The organism is Parabacteroides chinchillae (genome assembly GCF_900108035.1).
GTDB lineage: Bacteria > Bacteroidota > Bacteroidia > Bacteroidales > Tannerellaceae > Parabacteroides > Parabacteroides chinchillae.
The window spans coordinates 32,535-47,694 of record NZ_FNVS01000001.1; the positions used below are offsets into that span (position 1 = coordinate 32,535).

Genomic DNA, 15,160 nt, shown 5'->3' on the forward strand with positions numbered 1-15,160 from the left:
TCAGAAAGCACATAGAGGTAAACGCTTTCTTTTATTCAATCATTCTACCTTCTTCCCTTCGGCGGCATTACCCGGATCAGGTTCAATGGGTATAATCTCAGCCTGTATATTAAGGCACCCCTATGATAAGTCGTTGCAAATATAGTACATTTTTCCACTCTTCTGACAGGATTTGGTTACTAATTACAGCGAAAAGGAAACACTTTTCAAAGTTTTTGCTAACTTTGGCGACTTGAATGAAACAATAGATTTTAAACAGAATAATTATGGCGAAGATAAAAGGAGCTGTTGTTGTAAACACGGAACGCTGCAAAGGCTGCAACCTTTGCGTTGTAGCCTGCCCATCAGATGTACTGGAACTACATCCCAGGGAAGTTAACAACAAGGGGTACCATTATGTGTACATGAAAAATCCGGATGCATGCATAGGATGTGCTAGTTGTGGTTGGGTTTGTCCGGACGGTTGTTTAACCATCTACAAAAAGAAAATCGATAATTGAAAGTTGAAAATAAAGATATGGCAGAAGATATAAAATTAATGAAGGGTAATGAAGCTATCGCGCACGCTGCAATCCGCTATGGTGTAGATGGATATTTCGGTTACCCGATCACTCCTCAGTCCGAGATTTTGGAAACCCTTATGGCTGAAATGCCGTGGGAAACTACAGGAATGGTAGTTTTGCAAGCAGAAAGTGAAGTGGCTGCTATCAATATGGTGTATGGTGGAGCCGGAACAGGAAAAAAGGTAATGACCTCGTCTTCCAGTCCGGGGATAAGTCTGAAGCAAGAAGGTATATCTTATATAGCAGGAGCAGAACTTCCCTGTCTGATTGTAAACGTAATGCGTGGAGGTCCGGGACTGGGAACAATCCAGCCCAGTCAGGCCGACTATTTCCAAACTGTAAAAGGCGGCGGACACGGCGACTACCGGTTAATAACTCTAGCTCCTTCTTCCGTACAGGAAATGGCAGACTTTGTTGGTTTAGGCTTTGATCTTGCGTTCAAATATTCTAATCCTGCTATCATCTTAGCAGACGGTATCATTGGCCAGATGATGGAAAAAGTGGTTATGCCTCCATTCCATAAACGCAGAACCGAAGAAGAAATTATTGCAGAATGTCCTTGGGCTGTACAGGGAAAAACGGCCAATCGCAAGTCTAATGTTATCACTTCCCTTGAGCTGGATCCGGCAAAAATGGAAGAGAATAATATCCGCTTTCAGGCTAAATATAAAAAAATCGAAGAAAACGAAGTTCGTTATGAAGAGTTCTTTTGTGACGACGCAGAGTATTTGCTGATCGCTTTCGGTTCTTCAGCACGTATTTGCCAGAAAGTAGTAGAGAATGCCCGTGCAGAAGGCATTAAACTGGGTTTATTACGTCCTATCACTTTGTGGCCGTTCCCTGCAAAAATAATTGCAAAATATGCCGGTCAGGTAAAAGGCATGCTTTCTGTTGAGTTAAATGCCGGACAAATGGTAGAAGATGTTCGCCTGGCTGTAAACGGTAAAGTAAAAGTCGAGCATTTCGGACGTTTAGGAGGTATCGTATTTACTCCGGATGAAGTATTGGATGCATTAAAGACGTTGATAATTGAGAATTAAAAATTATCAATTTATGAAACGTGGAAGTAAAATAGACGAAATACTGACATTGCTTTTTATGCTATTGGCTATTGCTGCCGTAATATGTTATTTTGCAGTTAACGACCGCAGTGTATTCTTGTATTGTGGCGGAGCTGCTATTGTACTGAGATTAGCACAATACGTAGTAAGGTTTATTAATTAATAATATGCTGGTCTTTAGAGCAAATCCATTGGCATATTAACAAATTGAAAAATTATTCATATGGAACTCAACGAAATAATTAAACCGGAAAATCTGGTATATGAAAAACCCAGATTAATGAATGAAAATTCCATGCACTACTGCCCCGGTTGCAGCCACGGTGTTATACATAAGCTTATTGCCGAAGTAATTGCCGACATGGATATGGAAGAAAAAACAATAGGTGTCTCCCCCGTAGGATGTGCCGTATTTGCTTATAATTATCTCGATATAGATTGGCTTGAAGCTGCTCATGGACGTGCACCGGCAATTGCCACTGCCGTAAAAAGGCTAAATCCCGAAAAAATGGTATTTACTTATCAGGGAGACGGTGACCTGGCTGCTATTGGTACAGCAGAAACTATCCATGCAGCCAATCGCGGAGAAAATATCGTGATCGTTTTCGTAAACAATGCTATTTACGGTATGACCGGAGGACAAATGGCTCCCACCACGTTGGAAGGCATGCCTACATCGACCTGTCCGTACGGACGTAATATTGCCTTAAACGGCTATCCTCTTAAAATAAGTAATTTACTTGCAGAATTGGAAGGAACTTGCCTGGTAACCCGTCAGAGCGTACAAACTCCGGCAGCTGTAAAGAAAGCAAAGAAAATGTTGCGTAAAGCATTTGAAAATTCAATGTCCGGCAAAGGAACCTCGGTTGTTGAATTTGTTTCTACCTGTTCGTCCGGATGGAAAATGACACCGGAAAAAGCAAACAAATGGATGGAAGAGAACATGTTCCCCTTCTATCCGTTAGGTGACTTAAAAAATGTTGAATAATAGTAAGATGAAACAAGAAATAATTATAGCAGGTTTCGGAGGCCAAGGAGTTTTATCAATGGGTAAAATATTGGCTTACTCCGGGTTGATGGAAGGAAAAGAGGTAAGTTGGATGCCCTCTTACGGTCCCGAACAACGTGGCGGTACGGCCAACGTGACAGTAATTTTAAGTGATGACCGTATAAGTTCTCCTGTTCTGAACGAATATGATATTGCTATCATATTGAATCAACCATCAATGGATAAATTTGAAAGTAAAGTAAAGCCGGGCGGTATTCTTATTTATGACGGTTATGGGATCCATACTTCCGTAAAACGTACGGACATCTCTGTCTATCGCGTAGATGCTATGGATGTTGCCACGGAAATGAAGAATGAAAAAGCATTTAATATGCTTATCCTTGGAGGTCTGCTTAAAATCGTTCCAATGGTAAAATTAGAAAATGTACTGCTTGGGTTAAAGAAATCTTTGCCCGAACGGCATCATAAGCTAATACCGATGAACGAAACAGCCATAAAAAAAGGAATGGAAATTATCAAGAAAATATAATTTGCAAACTCTGCAAAAACAAGGATACCTCTTTTGGCATCGAAAGTCCCGTCTTTTAAGTGTAAAAGTCTTGTCTTAACATTTAAAAAGTCCCGTCTTTTGAATTCAAAAGAGGTATATTATTATCTTTGCAGCCCATGAAGTATTATTTATTCATATTACTCTTCCTGTGTGAAACCGTAACTATGTCAGCACAGGATCGCCGGGAAGGAGGTGGACGAGGCAGTTTCTCGCTAGCAAATCTTTCATCGGCAAAAAAAGATATACCCGACAGTCTGCTGGCAGTAGACAGTGCCGCATTAAAATCCAAACGTATCATTGCTTATCATCTTACACCTTTATTAGGAGAGCCTTACATTGCCCCTTTAGATACGGGACGACTTAATTATGCAAATTCTACCCTGGTTGAAAGTAAGTCATTAGCTGTAGGCTATCAGGCAAACATTGGTTCGACCGCCCAAACAAGAATGTTTTTTGAACGGAAAGAAGCCCGTGATTTCATTTTTGCCGATCCGTATGATTACTATATCACGACACCCGAAAACGCCTATTTTTACGACACAAAAATCCCATATACGGATATTATGTACACTACGGCCGGTTCCAGCCAGAATAAGGATGAACGGTTAAAAGGAACTCTTACCCTGAATTTTGGGAAAAAGATAAATATAGGAGGCGACTTGGACTATATTTACAGCCGTGGCCATTACGAATCAAATGGGAACAAACTTTTGAGTTACCGGCTATTCGGGAGCTATCTCTCCGACAAATACGACTTATATGCCTATCTGAGCAACTTCAACTTTATTAATAAAGAAAACGGAGGGCTCACAAACGATCGGTACATCACAAACCCGGACAATCCGGTAGAAGGTTTCGACAGTAAACGTGCAACCGACACGAAAGCTTTTCCCGTACGTTTTTCCGATACTTGGAACCGCGTACGTGGTAAGCAATATTTCTTTACCCAAAGATACAATTTAGGGTTTGAACGCGAATTGGATGAAACGGATGAAGAAGGCAACGCAAAAAAAGTATTTGTACCTGTATCCAGCATCATTCACACTTTTGAATATAAAGACAACCGCAGACATTTTGGCTCCGGAGATCAAGGTATCGACACCTGTTATGTTGATCATTTTATAGATACGGAAAATTCAGAAAACAAGCAAGTGGTAGAAGACCGTACATCCTATTGGAGTTTAAGCAACACATTGGGGCTATCATTGCGGGAAGGATTCCAGGATTGGGTAAAATTCGGATTAACAGCTTACATAAACTTTGAGAAACGTCGTTTTAAATTACCTGCAGCTTATGACACAGAAGACGGGATATCCGGTACTCAAATTCTCGTGACTCCAAAAACGCAACAAATTTATGATGAATTTTCATCCTTCATCGGTGCTGAATTATCAAAAAGCCAGGGTCGGTTGCTAACATTCAATGCACGTGGAGAATTAGGGTTATTCGGTAGTGATGTAGGAGAATTACGTGTAACAGGAAATCTGCAAACCCGTTTTACTTTATTCAAAAAAGATGCTGTTATCAAAGCTGATGCGTACATAAAGAATGTGAACCCGGCTTTTTATGTGCGTCATTTCCATTCTTCGTTTTTTTGGTGGGATAACGACTTCAAAAAAATACAACAAGTATACGCCGGTGGAGAGATCAATCTGGAATCAACAAAAACAAAACTATCCGCCGGAGTGGAAAGTATACAGAATTATATATTCTTCAATCATAAAGGATACCCAGAACAAAAGAACGGGAACATTCAAGTTATCTCTGCCCGTTTAAAACAAGACCTGAAATATCGTGCCTTTGGATGGGAAAATGAAGTTGCTTACCAGTTAAGCAGTGATAAAGAAGTATTACCTTTACCTCAGCTTAGTTTATATACAAACATGTATGTTGCATTTAAACTGGCAAAAGTTTTAACCATACAATTAGGTGCAAATATGTATTACAATACAGCTTATTATGCACCATACTATGAACCGGCTACGCAACAATTCCAATTGCAAAGACCTAATGAACAAGTTAAAGTGGGTAATTATCCATTAATAAACGCCTATGCCAATTTCCACCTGAAACAAGCCCGTTTCTTTGTGATGGCATATAACTTAAGCTCCAAGTTTGTAGACCCGAACTACTTCTCTCTATCGCACTATCCTCTTGATCCGATGGTACTCAAGATGGGTGTAGCTGTTATGTTCAATAATTAATACATACGTATAATTATCAATAATTAGATGGTATGAGAAATAAGAAATTGCTGATTCTTTATTTTATCTTATTGGTTATTGCTGTTTCAACCATGATCATGTTATGGCAACATAAAACACATGAAATACCTCCTCGTGACTATGAGCAGATCAAAAAAGAAGGAGTATTAAGAATGGTAACCGAATACAACCAGTCCGGCTATTTCATATCAGGAGATACGATAGAAGGGTTTCAATATGAATTGGGTAAAGCGATTGCCGAGTTATCCGGGTTAGAAGTACAAACTCATTTGGAAATGAGCCTCGCCGAAAGTTTTAAAAAATTATCTGATAATAAATGCGACATCATTGCCCGCAACATCCCGATTACAAGTAAAATCAAAGAAGAGTATCTCTTTACAGAGCCAATCGTATTAAACAAACAAGTATTAGTTCAGCGTACAGCCGAAGCTAACGAAGGTAAACAGCCCATTCGCAATCAATTGGATTTAGCTAAAAAGACTTTATATATACCCAAAGACTCTCCTGCCCTTTTACGTCTCCGTAATCTGGAAATAGAAATCGGCGATACTATTTATGTAGAAGAAGATGAGCTCTATTCGTCCGAACAATTAGCTATTATGGTAGCTAAAGGAGACATAGATTATGCAGTATGTGATCAACAAATGGCTCGTCTGTCCAAGGAACAACTTCCTGAAATAGATATTGATACGGATATTAGTTTTACACAACTCCAATCATGGGCAGTACGTAAGGACTCACCGGTATTACTGGATAGTTTAAACAGCTGGTTCAACCAAATACGCGCAAATGGTTTATATGACAAGATATACAAACGTTATTACGGGAAACGATGATATTTGAGATCTTTGCTATGGCAAGGCAATATAAATGAAAAACGGGAACCTTCTCCCAACTTGGATTCCACAGAAATAGAACCTCCCATTTTTGTAACCAGACTTTTGCAAATAGCTAACCCCAAACCTATACCTTCCACATAATCGTTCAATTTAACAAAACGATTAAAAAGGGATTCCATTTTCTCTTTTGCAATACCAACACCGGTGTCTTGTACATAAAACTCATACAGTTCATCCGGCAAGCTTTTATATCCGATAGTAATACAGCCTTCTTTCGTATTCTTTATAGCATTGTTTACCAGATTATTTACCAACTGCAATAAACGGATCTGATCGGCTACAAATTTACAGGCAGGCTTGTCTTTTTCTAATTTCATTGTCACATTTCCGACTACACGCAATTTTGCCGATGCATAAATAGTGTCCATCAGTTCATTTATATCTACCGGAGTGTAGTTTATTTTAATAGCATCGGCTTCGATCTTCGACAAATCAAGAATATCATTGATAAGCTGCATCAAAAGCTGATTGTTGGTCTTTATAATTTCATAATAAGATAAGCGCTCTTCATCGGAATCGGCAAACGCCATCAATTCGGCAAAACCTGTAATTGCATTTAACGGAGTACGAATCTCATGGCTCATATCTGCCAGATATTTAGACTTCATTTTATCTGCATCTTCCGCCTTTTGAAGAGCTTTTTCCATACCTAATTCCTGATCTTTACGGCTCTGAATATTTGTGGAACAGCCTAATAAAACAGTAGGATCTCCATTTTCATCACATTCATAAATATAAGCAGCAGTATCACGCCATGTATAATCTTCCGATCCGGGATATTTTACCCGGACTTCTTGTTTCGTTTCTTTAACCTCACCACGGCAAAGCCTTAGGAAATTCTCAATATATAAATTATAATCATCCGGGTGTATTCTGGACGCAAACACTTTCCATGGCACGTTTACCATTTCTTCATCATTCGTATCCCAGTTATTCAGGCTTACTATGGAATCTTCATAATTTAATTTACTATTAGGATTTACAAAAATAGAACAAGTGCGGATATCACTTGTACGTAATGCCATCTTGGTTAACGTACGAGTCCTTTTTAGTGCATTTTCTACTTCACGCTTGGAAGTAACATCACGCCATAAGGCAAGTAGCAAAGGTTTTCCATTTTTCAGGAATATTGGAAATTTTGTAATTTCAATATCTTTATATGTACCGGATGTTGTTTGTATCCGTCCCTGAAATTCGAGTGTTTTACCGGTTTTCAGAATCTCAAGATCCGTTTTCAAACGTTCTTCTTTTGACAATACCGCACCATAATGCACTTCAAAATCATTATGTCCCTCTATGGCTGATGTTTTAATACCAGTAATTTCTTCCATAAAACGATTCCAGTAAAGATACCGGAACTGATCCTCTGCATCTTTAACAAAAACACCCAGCGGAAGATGATCTAAAATAGTATTAATCAGTTCATGAAGTTCAAGGCTATCTTTTGCTTTTTCTTCTAATTTTAACTGAAGATTATTAATATCTTCACCACTATTCATACTTGCCATTTTAAATAAAGCCACAATTGTGGCTATAAAGGTATTTCATTTTTCAATATAAGCAACTAAAAGACAAAGAAAATCAACCAATATCATTCAAATCAAAGATGCAAAAAAAGAAGTAATTAGGTAAAGATCATATATTGCCAAATATTATATATCTTTACCGAGAATTTAATGATGTAAGATGAGATTTGATGAATTACAACTAGAAGAAGAGATCTTAGATGGGCTTGATGCAATGAATTTCATAGAAACAACCCCTGTACAAGAGCTTACTATCCCAGTTATATTAGAAGGAAAAGATATTATCGCTTGTGCCCAAACCGGAACAGGAAAAACAGCGGCCTATGTATTACCTGTAATTAATGAACTGAGCAAAGGAGAACATCCTGCAAATGCAATAAATGCTATAATAATGGCTCCAACCCGTGAGTTAGCCCAACAAATAGACCAACAAATAGAAGGTTTTTCATATTTCATCCCTGTATCTGCAGTAGCAGTATATGGTGGAACTGATGGTATTGCCTGGGAACAACAAAAAAGAGGATTGGAAATGGGTGCTGATATTGTAATTGCAACCCCGGGACGCCTATTATCACATATTAAATTAGGTTCAGTAGATTTATCCCAAGTTTCATTTTTCGTTCTTGATGAAGCCGACCGTATGTTGGATATGGGATTTTACGAAGATATTATGCAAGTATATAAGCTGCTCCCTCCTACATGTCAGTCTATTATGTTTTCGGCTACTATGCCTCCCAAAATACGCACTTTAGCCCAAAACATATTAAAAAATCCGGTAGAAGTAGAAATTGCGATTTCCCGTCCGCCAGAGTCAATCATGCAAACGGCTTATATATGCTATGAGACACAAAAAATAAGCATCTTAGAAGACCTGTTTTCCCAAGGTCGCCCACAGCGGGTTATTATCTTTTCTTCTTCAAAAATGAAAGTGAAAGAACTTGCCAATACTTTAAAACGGATGAACTTCAATGTAGCTCCGATGCACTCCGATTTAGAGCAATCGCAGCGGGAAGAAGTAATGAAAGAATTTAAGAATGGCCGTATTGACATTTTAGTAGCAACAGATGTAGTTTCAAGAGGAATAGACATCAATGATATTCGTCTCGTTATAAATTTTGATATTCCTCATGACCCGGAAGACTATGTACACCGCATCGGACGTACAGCCAGAGGAACAGGCGGAGAAGGGCTTGCCATCACATTTGTTTCAACCGACGAACAAGCTTCATTTAAACGAATTGAAGATTTTCTTCAAAAAACAGTTTATAAAATTCCTATAGACCCTAAATTTGGGGAAACACCTTTGTACGAACCTAAGAAACATGCAACTCCCCAACGTGGACGTTCACGTAAAGATGGCGGAAACCGTAGCAGCAGTAAACGTACGAACACCTCAAATAAATCAACAACTCATAAAAAATAGAGTAATAAGAAAGGTCATGTATAATCATGACCTTTCTTATTACTCTATTTTTTATTTAAAATTCTTTGTCTCATCTATAATATACTCCGGGCGTGCTTTGATCTCATCAAATAGAATACCGACATATTGCCCCAGAACACCAACAGTCAACAGTTGAACTCCTCCAAAAAAGATTACAGAAGTCATGATAGAAGTCCATCCTGTCTCGGCATTACTAAATCCATATATTTTCCCCAAAGTAAACCAACTTGCCAATACAATACCCACCAGTACTGAAATAAACCCCAAACTGGTAGCCAACCGTAGCGGTTTCTTAGAAAAATATAACATAGCTGTAGAAGCAAACTTCACCATTTTACTTAACGGGTACTTCGTTTCTCCGGCAATACGAGCTTCACGTTCATAATAAAAAGGTACCTGGTGAAATCCAACCCAACTAATTAGACCGCGTATATATTTCCCCCGTTCTTTAAACCGGTCAAATTCATTCATAACCTTACGGTCTACCAAACGGAAGTCTCCCGTGTCCAAAGGAAAATGGACTTCACTCATATAGTTCATGATCCGATAGAACGCTTTAGCTGTAAACAGTTTGAAAACACTTTCTCCTTCCCGTGATTTACGAACACAATATACCACATTCGCATTTTCCTTCTCCTGTAGTGCTAAAATATCAGGAATCAATTCCGGAGGATCTTGCATATCAGCGTCAATAATTATAGCCAAATCCGCCTCACAGTTATTGATGCCGGCAGTAACAGCCGGTTGGTGTCCAAAGTTGCGCGAGAAATGGATTACTTTTACTTCAGGATCGTTGGCCGCAATATTATCCAGCATTTCACGTGTCTTATCACGACTTCCATCATTGATGTAAATAATCTCGGTAGGGTTTGGCAAAGAAGCCAATACCTCTTTTGTACGCCGATAAGATTCCGCAATAACGACCTCTTCATTGTAGCAAGGAACAATAACTGCCAGTCTTTTCATCCTTCTTTCTACGATTTAAAGGTGTAAAACTTATTCATTATAAAATTAATCACTGTATAAAATGCCATTCCTATCAAGTGGTTATAATAATGATCGATGGTTAAATGTTTATTCAGCAACATAACCAATCCGTATTGCAACAAATAACAAATAACAAATGCTACAGCAAAACGATATGCACTCTTCCCCCATCCTGAAGAACTGGACTTAAATGTCCATTGTTTATTCCAGACAAAACTATTCAAAATACCGGCAATATATCCTGTAATATTGGACAGGCCTTCACGACACCCGAAAAGTTTCATCATAACCCAAATAACTACCATTGTTATGAGAGTATTGCTTATACCTACGATACCATATTTAATCGCTTGTTTTACTGTTTCCATTCTTATTTATAATCTCTTCTATTTCAGCATGAGTAAGTTCCTTTACATTCGTTATCGTAAAAATATCGGAAAGAAAGTTACCATATTGGTTGCACTCATTTATCACTATATCGAGTGTTCCTTTAATATCAGCACGAACAGGTATTAAAAAGACCAGTTCCACAAATTTTTCTCCAATTGTAAGACGTTCTATTTCACAATCGACTTTAGGTAGGAAATAAGCAAATTCGCGTTCAATAATTTGTTTCTGATAATCTGCAAAAGGTTTCTTATCCGTCGACAAAATCAGAACATAAAAACGCAGTTTCTCACCTTTTCCTCCTAATCCGGTAGATATATAAATCTGTTTTTCATCCGAGAGCTCCGATTCCAAAGAAATACGACATTCCATCAGTGCCATAAAAGCCCAATCGGTAACTTCCGGGTCAGGAGTTTGTACGTATTCTTTCAGCAAACTGTATGCTTTTACATTCTTAGATGTTGCAAGCAAAGTAAGGAGTTCTCTTTTTTCATCTTTCTCAGTCTCTTTGCCACTAGCCAAAAGGCCGAAAACATCCAGGCATTCCTGATCTGACAATGGACGAGGAGGTTGGTTCTCCTTTCTTTTTTCTTCCGAATGCTTAAAGTACTCCATTTGAAGTTCTACAGGCACACGCTGCTCAAGTATATGGAAATGTCCGTCCATCTTTTCAAAAGAATCCCGAAACTTTTTAAAAACATCACCTTCTTCTTTCATTGATTTCTTTTTTTAGTATATGTACATATCCAATAAACAAGAAACAAAGGCAAATGTACGGCTTTTTCATGACATAAATATAAAAAAAAGACAAGAACCATTAATCCGGTTCTTGTCTTATAAAAATATACCCAAATCTATTTTTGCTATGCTCCTGCGTATATCAAGAAACCCAGTCCTATAATAAACAAGATAAACATACCTATATTCAACTGGTTTGAGATTTGCGGAGCTCCCTTAAACTCTTTCCATATCAAGATTCCCCATAAGGCTGAGACCAATGTTGCTCCCTGGCCTAGTCCATACGAAATTGCGGCGCCGGCTTTTTCAGAAGCAATCATACTAAAAGACTGTCCTATGCACCAGATCACACCGCCCAATACACCCACTAAGTGAGTGCTCATATTTCCTTTAAAGTAGCCGGATATAGAAACAGGCTCTCCTTCTACAGGATGTTTCATTGCCAACGTATTAAATAAAAAATTACTAATAAAAACTCCTAATGAAAATATGAATACGGCCGTATATGGGGTCAGTTTACCAGCTGCGGGAGAAGCAAAATTTTCCAAATCCATAGACGCTGCTACAAAACGGTAAAAGAATGCCATAATCACACCGGCTGCAATAGAAATAAAAATTCCCTTTGCCGAAACGTTACGAGTACCCACCAACGCTTTTTTGTAAGCCAGTCCGTTCAACAGTATTGCAACCGTAATAAAAGCCACGCCAACAAATATATATAACGGTTCGCCTTTTGCTGCTCCAAAATAATTTACCAAAACACCCAATATCAAAGCCAGTCCGATACCTACCGGAAAAGCAACCGACATACCGCAAATTGCAATTGCCGCAGAAAGTAAAATATTAGCCGCATTAAAAATAATACCTCCTAAAAAAGCACTACCCAAACTCGACATATCAGCCTGCGCCAGATTTGTAAGGAAACTACTTCCTTCAGTCCCGAAACTTCCTAAAGTAAAAGCAGAGATTATTGAAAAGAGCAGTACCCCTATCACGTAATCCCAATAAAAAAACTCATACCGCCACGTTTTAGAAGCCAGTTTCTGAGTGTTTCCCCATGATCCCCAACAAAGCATGGTAATCACGCAAAACACAATTGCCAACGAATAATTTTGTACTATAAACATATCTTTCTTATTTTATTACGGGTTGATGCATCATATAATTTTCAAGAATAGCAGCCATTTCTGCATGAGGAACTTTTTCTTTTAAGCAAAGGTCTTTTCCGTTTACCCATATGGCAATCTGTTACCGGTGGGCTACCTGCAAAGGTGCATCCGAATAGACCAATGCCTCACCAAACATAACAGAGGTACCCGCTATCGGATTCAACCATTTGAAAGAAACAGTATGTTTTCCTTTTGGCAGCTGATACTTCCAGAACAATTCATTACGACGGATTACGTATGACGCTGGCAGGTTTGCTGTCTCTACCAGCTTGCCGTCTATATACATTTCAGCCTTTGCCACATAATCCTGATCCGGCGATTTTACATAGCCTTTAAACACGATTGAAGTGCCATCAAACGTTACTTCGCCTACATCAGTAATATTTTTATCTATAGCAATTTTCCCCGTTGGGTATTGCCCTTCAAATGCTTTCTCATATTTTACGGGAACAGGCTGCTGGCAAGCTATAACAATATCATTCCCTTCTATTTTTCCACCATTGCGTTCTATCATCTGCATAGCCTGATCAAAACTCATCTGATACGTTTTATTTAGAGAAATAGTTGTATAAGCAAAATTTATGTCTTCAACTTCCTTCAGATTTTTTGTCCAATATTCCGGAATGTGGCTATACCCCAGCATAGTTCCGAGAATACCTGCAGCCGAAGCCGGGTTACAATCGGAATCCTGTCCGCAACGTGTCGAAATATCCATCGTTTTATAAAAGTCCCCTTCACCATACAACAGACCTATTATTATATAAGCACTATTAATAACCGCATCTATATTAAGCGGGACAAAGACTCCGTCCGGGCAGCCTATATCCTGACTCCATTTTTTTTCACATTCAAACCAAGTACGTTTCCAATCATTCGGGAATTCTTTGTGCCAACGGATTACATCATTCATACATTGGTAATAAGTGCTTTGTTCGGGTATTGTTTTCAATGCTTCCGTAACAATAAATTCAATATCGTCGGATATGAAAGCCAAAGAATACATAGCACCTACATACACACCGCCGTACCAACCATCGCCATAATTCATGATATGCCCTATTTTATCCGAAATAGCAGAAGCTGCGTTAGGCATACCCGGAGACATCAAGCCTGCATAATCGGCCTCTATCTGGTAATCAATATCATCAGCATGCGGATTATTAAGCCAATGGCCGGAAGCCGGAGGCATAATACCTTGCAGAATATTATACCTTGCAGCCTGATTAGCATGCCATAATGTATATCCCGCATTAGCAAATGCAACTGCAAAAGAATCGGCAGGAGCGTCTAATCCCAACCGGTCAAACACTTCAACAAATGTCAGATCCATGTAAACATCATCATACAATCCGGGAAAAGTGTCATACCACCACTTTATATAGCCATCCGGCCAGGGAATAGTAACATAATCCTGAATCATCGTTCCGTTATACCTGAATTCTGTAGGTCCACCATAAGAGCAACCTATCGTTTGTCCGGCCCAGCCGCCTTTGATCTTATCCATCAAAACTTCACGGCTAATGGTAAAATCTTTGGGAACCGTAGTCTGATTTGCAGGTGCCTGTTGTTGGTTGCAAGAACTGAAACAGCAAAGCATCATAGCTAAACCTACGGCAAGAAAAGTCTTTTTTTTCATGATAGTCTTATTTTTGAAGATTAACCAAATATATCTACTTCATTCCGGTACGGAGCCGAAGATTGCGCTCCAACACGAGTAACGGATATAGCCGAAGCCTTACATGCAAAACGTACTGCATCCGGTAAATCACGCCCTTCGGAAAGTGCAACAGTAAGTGCTCCGTTAAATATGTCTCCTGCCGCAGTTGTATCAACTGCATTTACTTTTAATGCAGGAATAATATCCACCACAGAATCCTGATAAACCAGCGCACCTTTTGAACCTAATGTGATAATGACACATTGGACGCCCATATCCGAAATTCGTTTGGCAGCCTCTCCTGCCGATATTTCATCCGTAATTTTTATTCCGGAAATCATTTCTGCTTCGGTCTCATTAGGAGTAATCATATATAAATGTTGAAGCAAAGACGAAGGAAGAGGACATGCAGGAGCCGGATTAAGAATAACTTTCTTATTTTTACGGTAGGCTATTTCGGCCACATATTCGACAGTCTCCATAGGTATTTCTAACTGCATAAGTATTAAATCTGCCTCATCAATAGCTTCAATAGCTTGAGCCAGATCCGATGGTAGCAAATTTGCATTAGCTCCCGATGCCACAACAATACAATTCTCGGCATGTGCATCTACCGTTATCAACGCCACACCCGAGGGATGATTCGGATCGGAGAAAATATACGAAGTATCGATACCTTCCTCTTCAAACAATTGTTGGGACTGGTGACCAAATATGTCACTACCTGTCTTACACACAAACGAGACTTTCCCTCCCAAACGAGAAATGGCAACTGCCTGATTAGCACCTTTTCCTCCGGGGTTCATGAAGAAAGTTCCTCCGAGAACAGTCTCCCCCGGACGAGGAAGATGTTCGGTTTTAATCACCATATCAGTGTTACTGCTGCCAACTACCAATATTCTATGTTCCTGCATTTTTTTCACTAATAATTATCTTTAGTTAAAC

The 15,160-nt window shown here is 39.0% G+C and carries 15 protein-coding genes and 1 riboswitch; of the genes, 8 read left to right on the top strand and 7 right to left on the bottom strand.

Features of this window, described 5'->3' with window-relative positions:
* Positions 1–34 precede the first annotated feature (34 nt).
* Positions 35–132: riboswitch (TPP riboswitch) on the bottom strand.
* Positions 133–266: 134 nt separating this feature from the next.
* The 7 genes from C4S38_RS00115 (at position 267) to C4S38_RS00140 (ending at position 6,244) form a co-directional block, all read left to right on the top strand.
* On the top strand, positions 267–500 hold the full coding sequence (locus tag C4S38_RS00115; RefSeq protein WP_099465384.1) for a 4Fe-4S dicluster domain-containing protein: 234 nt from the start codon (positions 267–269) through the stop codon (positions 498–500).
* Positions 501–517: 17 nt separating this feature from the next.
* On the top strand, positions 518–1,603 hold the full coding sequence (locus C4S38_RS00120; RefSeq protein ID WP_103982304.1) for a 3-methyl-2-oxobutanoate dehydrogenase subunit VorB: 1,086 nt from the start codon (positions 518–520) through the stop codon (positions 1,601–1,603).
* 13 nt (positions 1,604–1,616) lie between these two features.
* Positions 1,617–1,787, top strand: a complete 171-nt coding sequence (locus tag C4S38_RS15870; protein WP_200817923.1) for a hypothetical protein — start codon at positions 1,617–1,619, stop codon at positions 1,785–1,787.
* 60 nt (positions 1,788–1,847) lie between these two features.
* Positions 1,848–2,612, top strand: a complete 765-nt coding sequence (locus tag C4S38_RS00125) for a thiamine pyrophosphate-dependent enzyme (protein WP_099465385.1) — start codon at positions 1,848–1,850, stop codon at positions 2,610–2,612.
* 7 nt (positions 2,613–2,619) lie between these two features.
* Positions 2,620–3,162 carry a 2-oxoacid:acceptor oxidoreductase family protein gene (locus C4S38_RS00130; RefSeq protein ID WP_099465518.1) on the top strand — a complete coding sequence of 181 codons (543 nt, stop codon included), beginning with the start codon at positions 2,620–2,622 and terminating at the stop codon, positions 3,160–3,162.
* 137 nt (positions 3,163–3,299) lie between these two features.
* On the top strand, positions 3,300–5,387 hold the full coding sequence (locus C4S38_RS00135; protein ID WP_103982034.1) for a putative porin: 2,088 nt from the start codon (positions 3,300–3,302) through the stop codon (positions 5,385–5,387).
* Positions 5,388–5,419: 32 nt separating this feature from the next.
* Positions 5,420–6,244 (top strand): transporter substrate-binding domain-containing protein, encoded by an 825-nt coding sequence (locus C4S38_RS00140; RefSeq protein WP_103982035.1) that lies wholly within the window; start codon positions 5,420–5,422, stop codon positions 6,242–6,244.
* Here C4S38_RS00140 and C4S38_RS00145 read toward each other — a convergent pair.
* Positions 6,229–7,806, bottom strand: coding sequence for a PAS domain-containing sensor histidine kinase (locus C4S38_RS00145; protein WP_103982305.1), 1,578 nt, complete (start codon positions 7,804–7,806; stop codon positions 6,229–6,231). The two genes, C4S38_RS00140 and C4S38_RS00145, sit on opposite strands and share 16 nt — an antisense overlap.
* Positions 7,807–7,993: 187 nt before the next feature.
* Between C4S38_RS00145 and C4S38_RS00150 the strand changes: the two genes are divergently transcribed.
* Entirely contained in the window at positions 7,994–9,256 is a 1,263-nt protein-coding gene (locus C4S38_RS00150; protein ID WP_103982036.1) for a DEAD/DEAH box helicase, read from the top strand.
* Positions 9,257–9,307: 51 nt separating this feature from the next.
* Here the strand turns inward: C4S38_RS00150 and C4S38_RS00155 are convergent, their stop codons facing one another.
* The 6 genes from C4S38_RS00155 to rbsK form a co-directional block, all read right to left on the bottom strand.
* Positions 9,308–10,243 (bottom strand): glycosyltransferase family 2 protein, encoded by a 936-nt coding sequence (locus C4S38_RS00155; protein WP_103982037.1) that lies wholly within the window; start codon positions 10,241–10,243, stop codon positions 9,308–9,310.
* Between the two features lie 8 nt (positions 10,244–10,251).
* A complete protein-coding gene (locus C4S38_RS00160) occupies positions 10,252–10,632 on the bottom strand; it encodes a GtrA family protein (protein ID WP_099465390.1) in 381 nt (126 codons plus the stop codon).
* On the bottom strand, positions 10,607–11,368 hold the full coding sequence (locus tag C4S38_RS00165) for a hypothetical protein (RefSeq protein ID WP_103982038.1): 762 nt from the start codon (positions 11,366–11,368) through the stop codon (positions 10,607–10,609). The genes C4S38_RS00160 and C4S38_RS00165 overlap by 26 nt, the downstream gene beginning before the upstream one ends.
* A 146-nt stretch (positions 11,369–11,514) precedes the next feature.
* The gene (locus C4S38_RS00170) at positions 11,515–12,516 is read right to left on the bottom strand and encodes a GRP family sugar transporter (RefSeq protein WP_099465392.1); all 1,002 of its coding nucleotides are present in this window, start codon (positions 12,514–12,516) and stop codon (positions 11,515–11,517) included.
* Between the two features lie 121 nt (positions 12,517–12,637).
* Positions 12,638–14,158, bottom strand: coding sequence for an ADP-ribosylglycohydrolase family protein (locus C4S38_RS00175; RefSeq protein ID WP_394340835.1), 1,521 nt, complete (start codon positions 14,156–14,158; stop codon positions 12,638–12,640).
* Positions 14,159–14,214: 56 nt separating this feature from the next.
* Entirely contained in the window at positions 14,215–15,129 is a 915-nt protein-coding gene (gene rbsK / locus C4S38_RS00180) for a ribokinase (protein WP_103982040.1), read from the bottom strand.
* Positions 15,130–15,160 lie beyond the last annotated feature (31 nt).

Coding starts and splice junctions, on each gene's coding strand:
- C4S38_RS00125 (WP_099465385.1), top strand. CDS start 1,848: ATGGAACTCAACGAAATAATTAAACCGGAAAATCTGGTATATGAAAAA.
- C4S38_RS00150 (WP_103982036.1), top strand. CDS start 7,994: ATGAGATTTGATGAATTACAACTAGAAGAAGAGATCTTAGATGGGCTT.
- C4S38_RS00120 (WP_103982304.1), top strand. CDS start 518: ATGGCAGAAGATATAAAATTAATGAAGGGTAATGAAGCTATCGCGCAC.
- C4S38_RS00140 (WP_103982035.1), top strand. CDS start 5,420: ATGAGAAATAAGAAATTGCTGATTCTTTATTTTATCTTATTGGTTATT.
- C4S38_RS00145 (WP_103982305.1), bottom strand. CDS start 7,806: ATGAATAGTGGTGAAGATATTAATAATCTTCAGTTAAAATTAGAAGAA.
- C4S38_RS00135 (WP_103982034.1), top strand. CDS start 3,300: ATGAAGTATTATTTATTCATATTACTCTTCCTGTGTGAAACCGTAACT.
- C4S38_RS00165 (WP_103982038.1), bottom strand. CDS start 11,368: ATGAAAGAAGAAGGTGATGTTTTTAAAAAGTTTCGGGATTCTTTTGAA.
- C4S38_RS00130 (WP_099465518.1), top strand. CDS start 2,620: ATGAAACAAGAAATAATTATAGCAGGTTTCGGAGGCCAAGGAGTTTTA.
- C4S38_RS15870 (WP_200817923.1), top strand. CDS start 1,617: ATGAAACGTGGAAGTAAAATAGACGAAATACTGACATTGCTTTTTATG.
- C4S38_RS00175 (WP_394340835.1), bottom strand. CDS start 14,158: ATGATGCTTTGCTGTTTCAGTTCTTGCAACCAACAACAGGCACCTGCA.
- rbsK (WP_103982040.1), bottom strand. CDS start 15,129: ATGCAGGAACATAGAATATTGGTAGTTGGCAGCAGTAACACTGATATG.
- C4S38_RS00155 (WP_103982037.1), bottom strand. CDS start 10,243: ATGAAAAGACTGGCAGTTATTGTTCCTTGCTACAATGAAGAGGTCGTT.
- C4S38_RS00160 (WP_099465390.1), bottom strand. CDS start 10,632: ATGGAAACAGTAAAACAAGCGATTAAATATGGTATCGTAGGTATAAGC.
- C4S38_RS00115 (WP_099465384.1), top strand. CDS start 267: ATGGCGAAGATAAAAGGAGCTGTTGTTGTAAACACGGAACGCTGCAAA.
- C4S38_RS00170 (WP_099465392.1), bottom strand. CDS start 12,516: ATGTTTATAGTACAAAATTATTCGTTGGCAATTGTGTTTTGCGTGATT.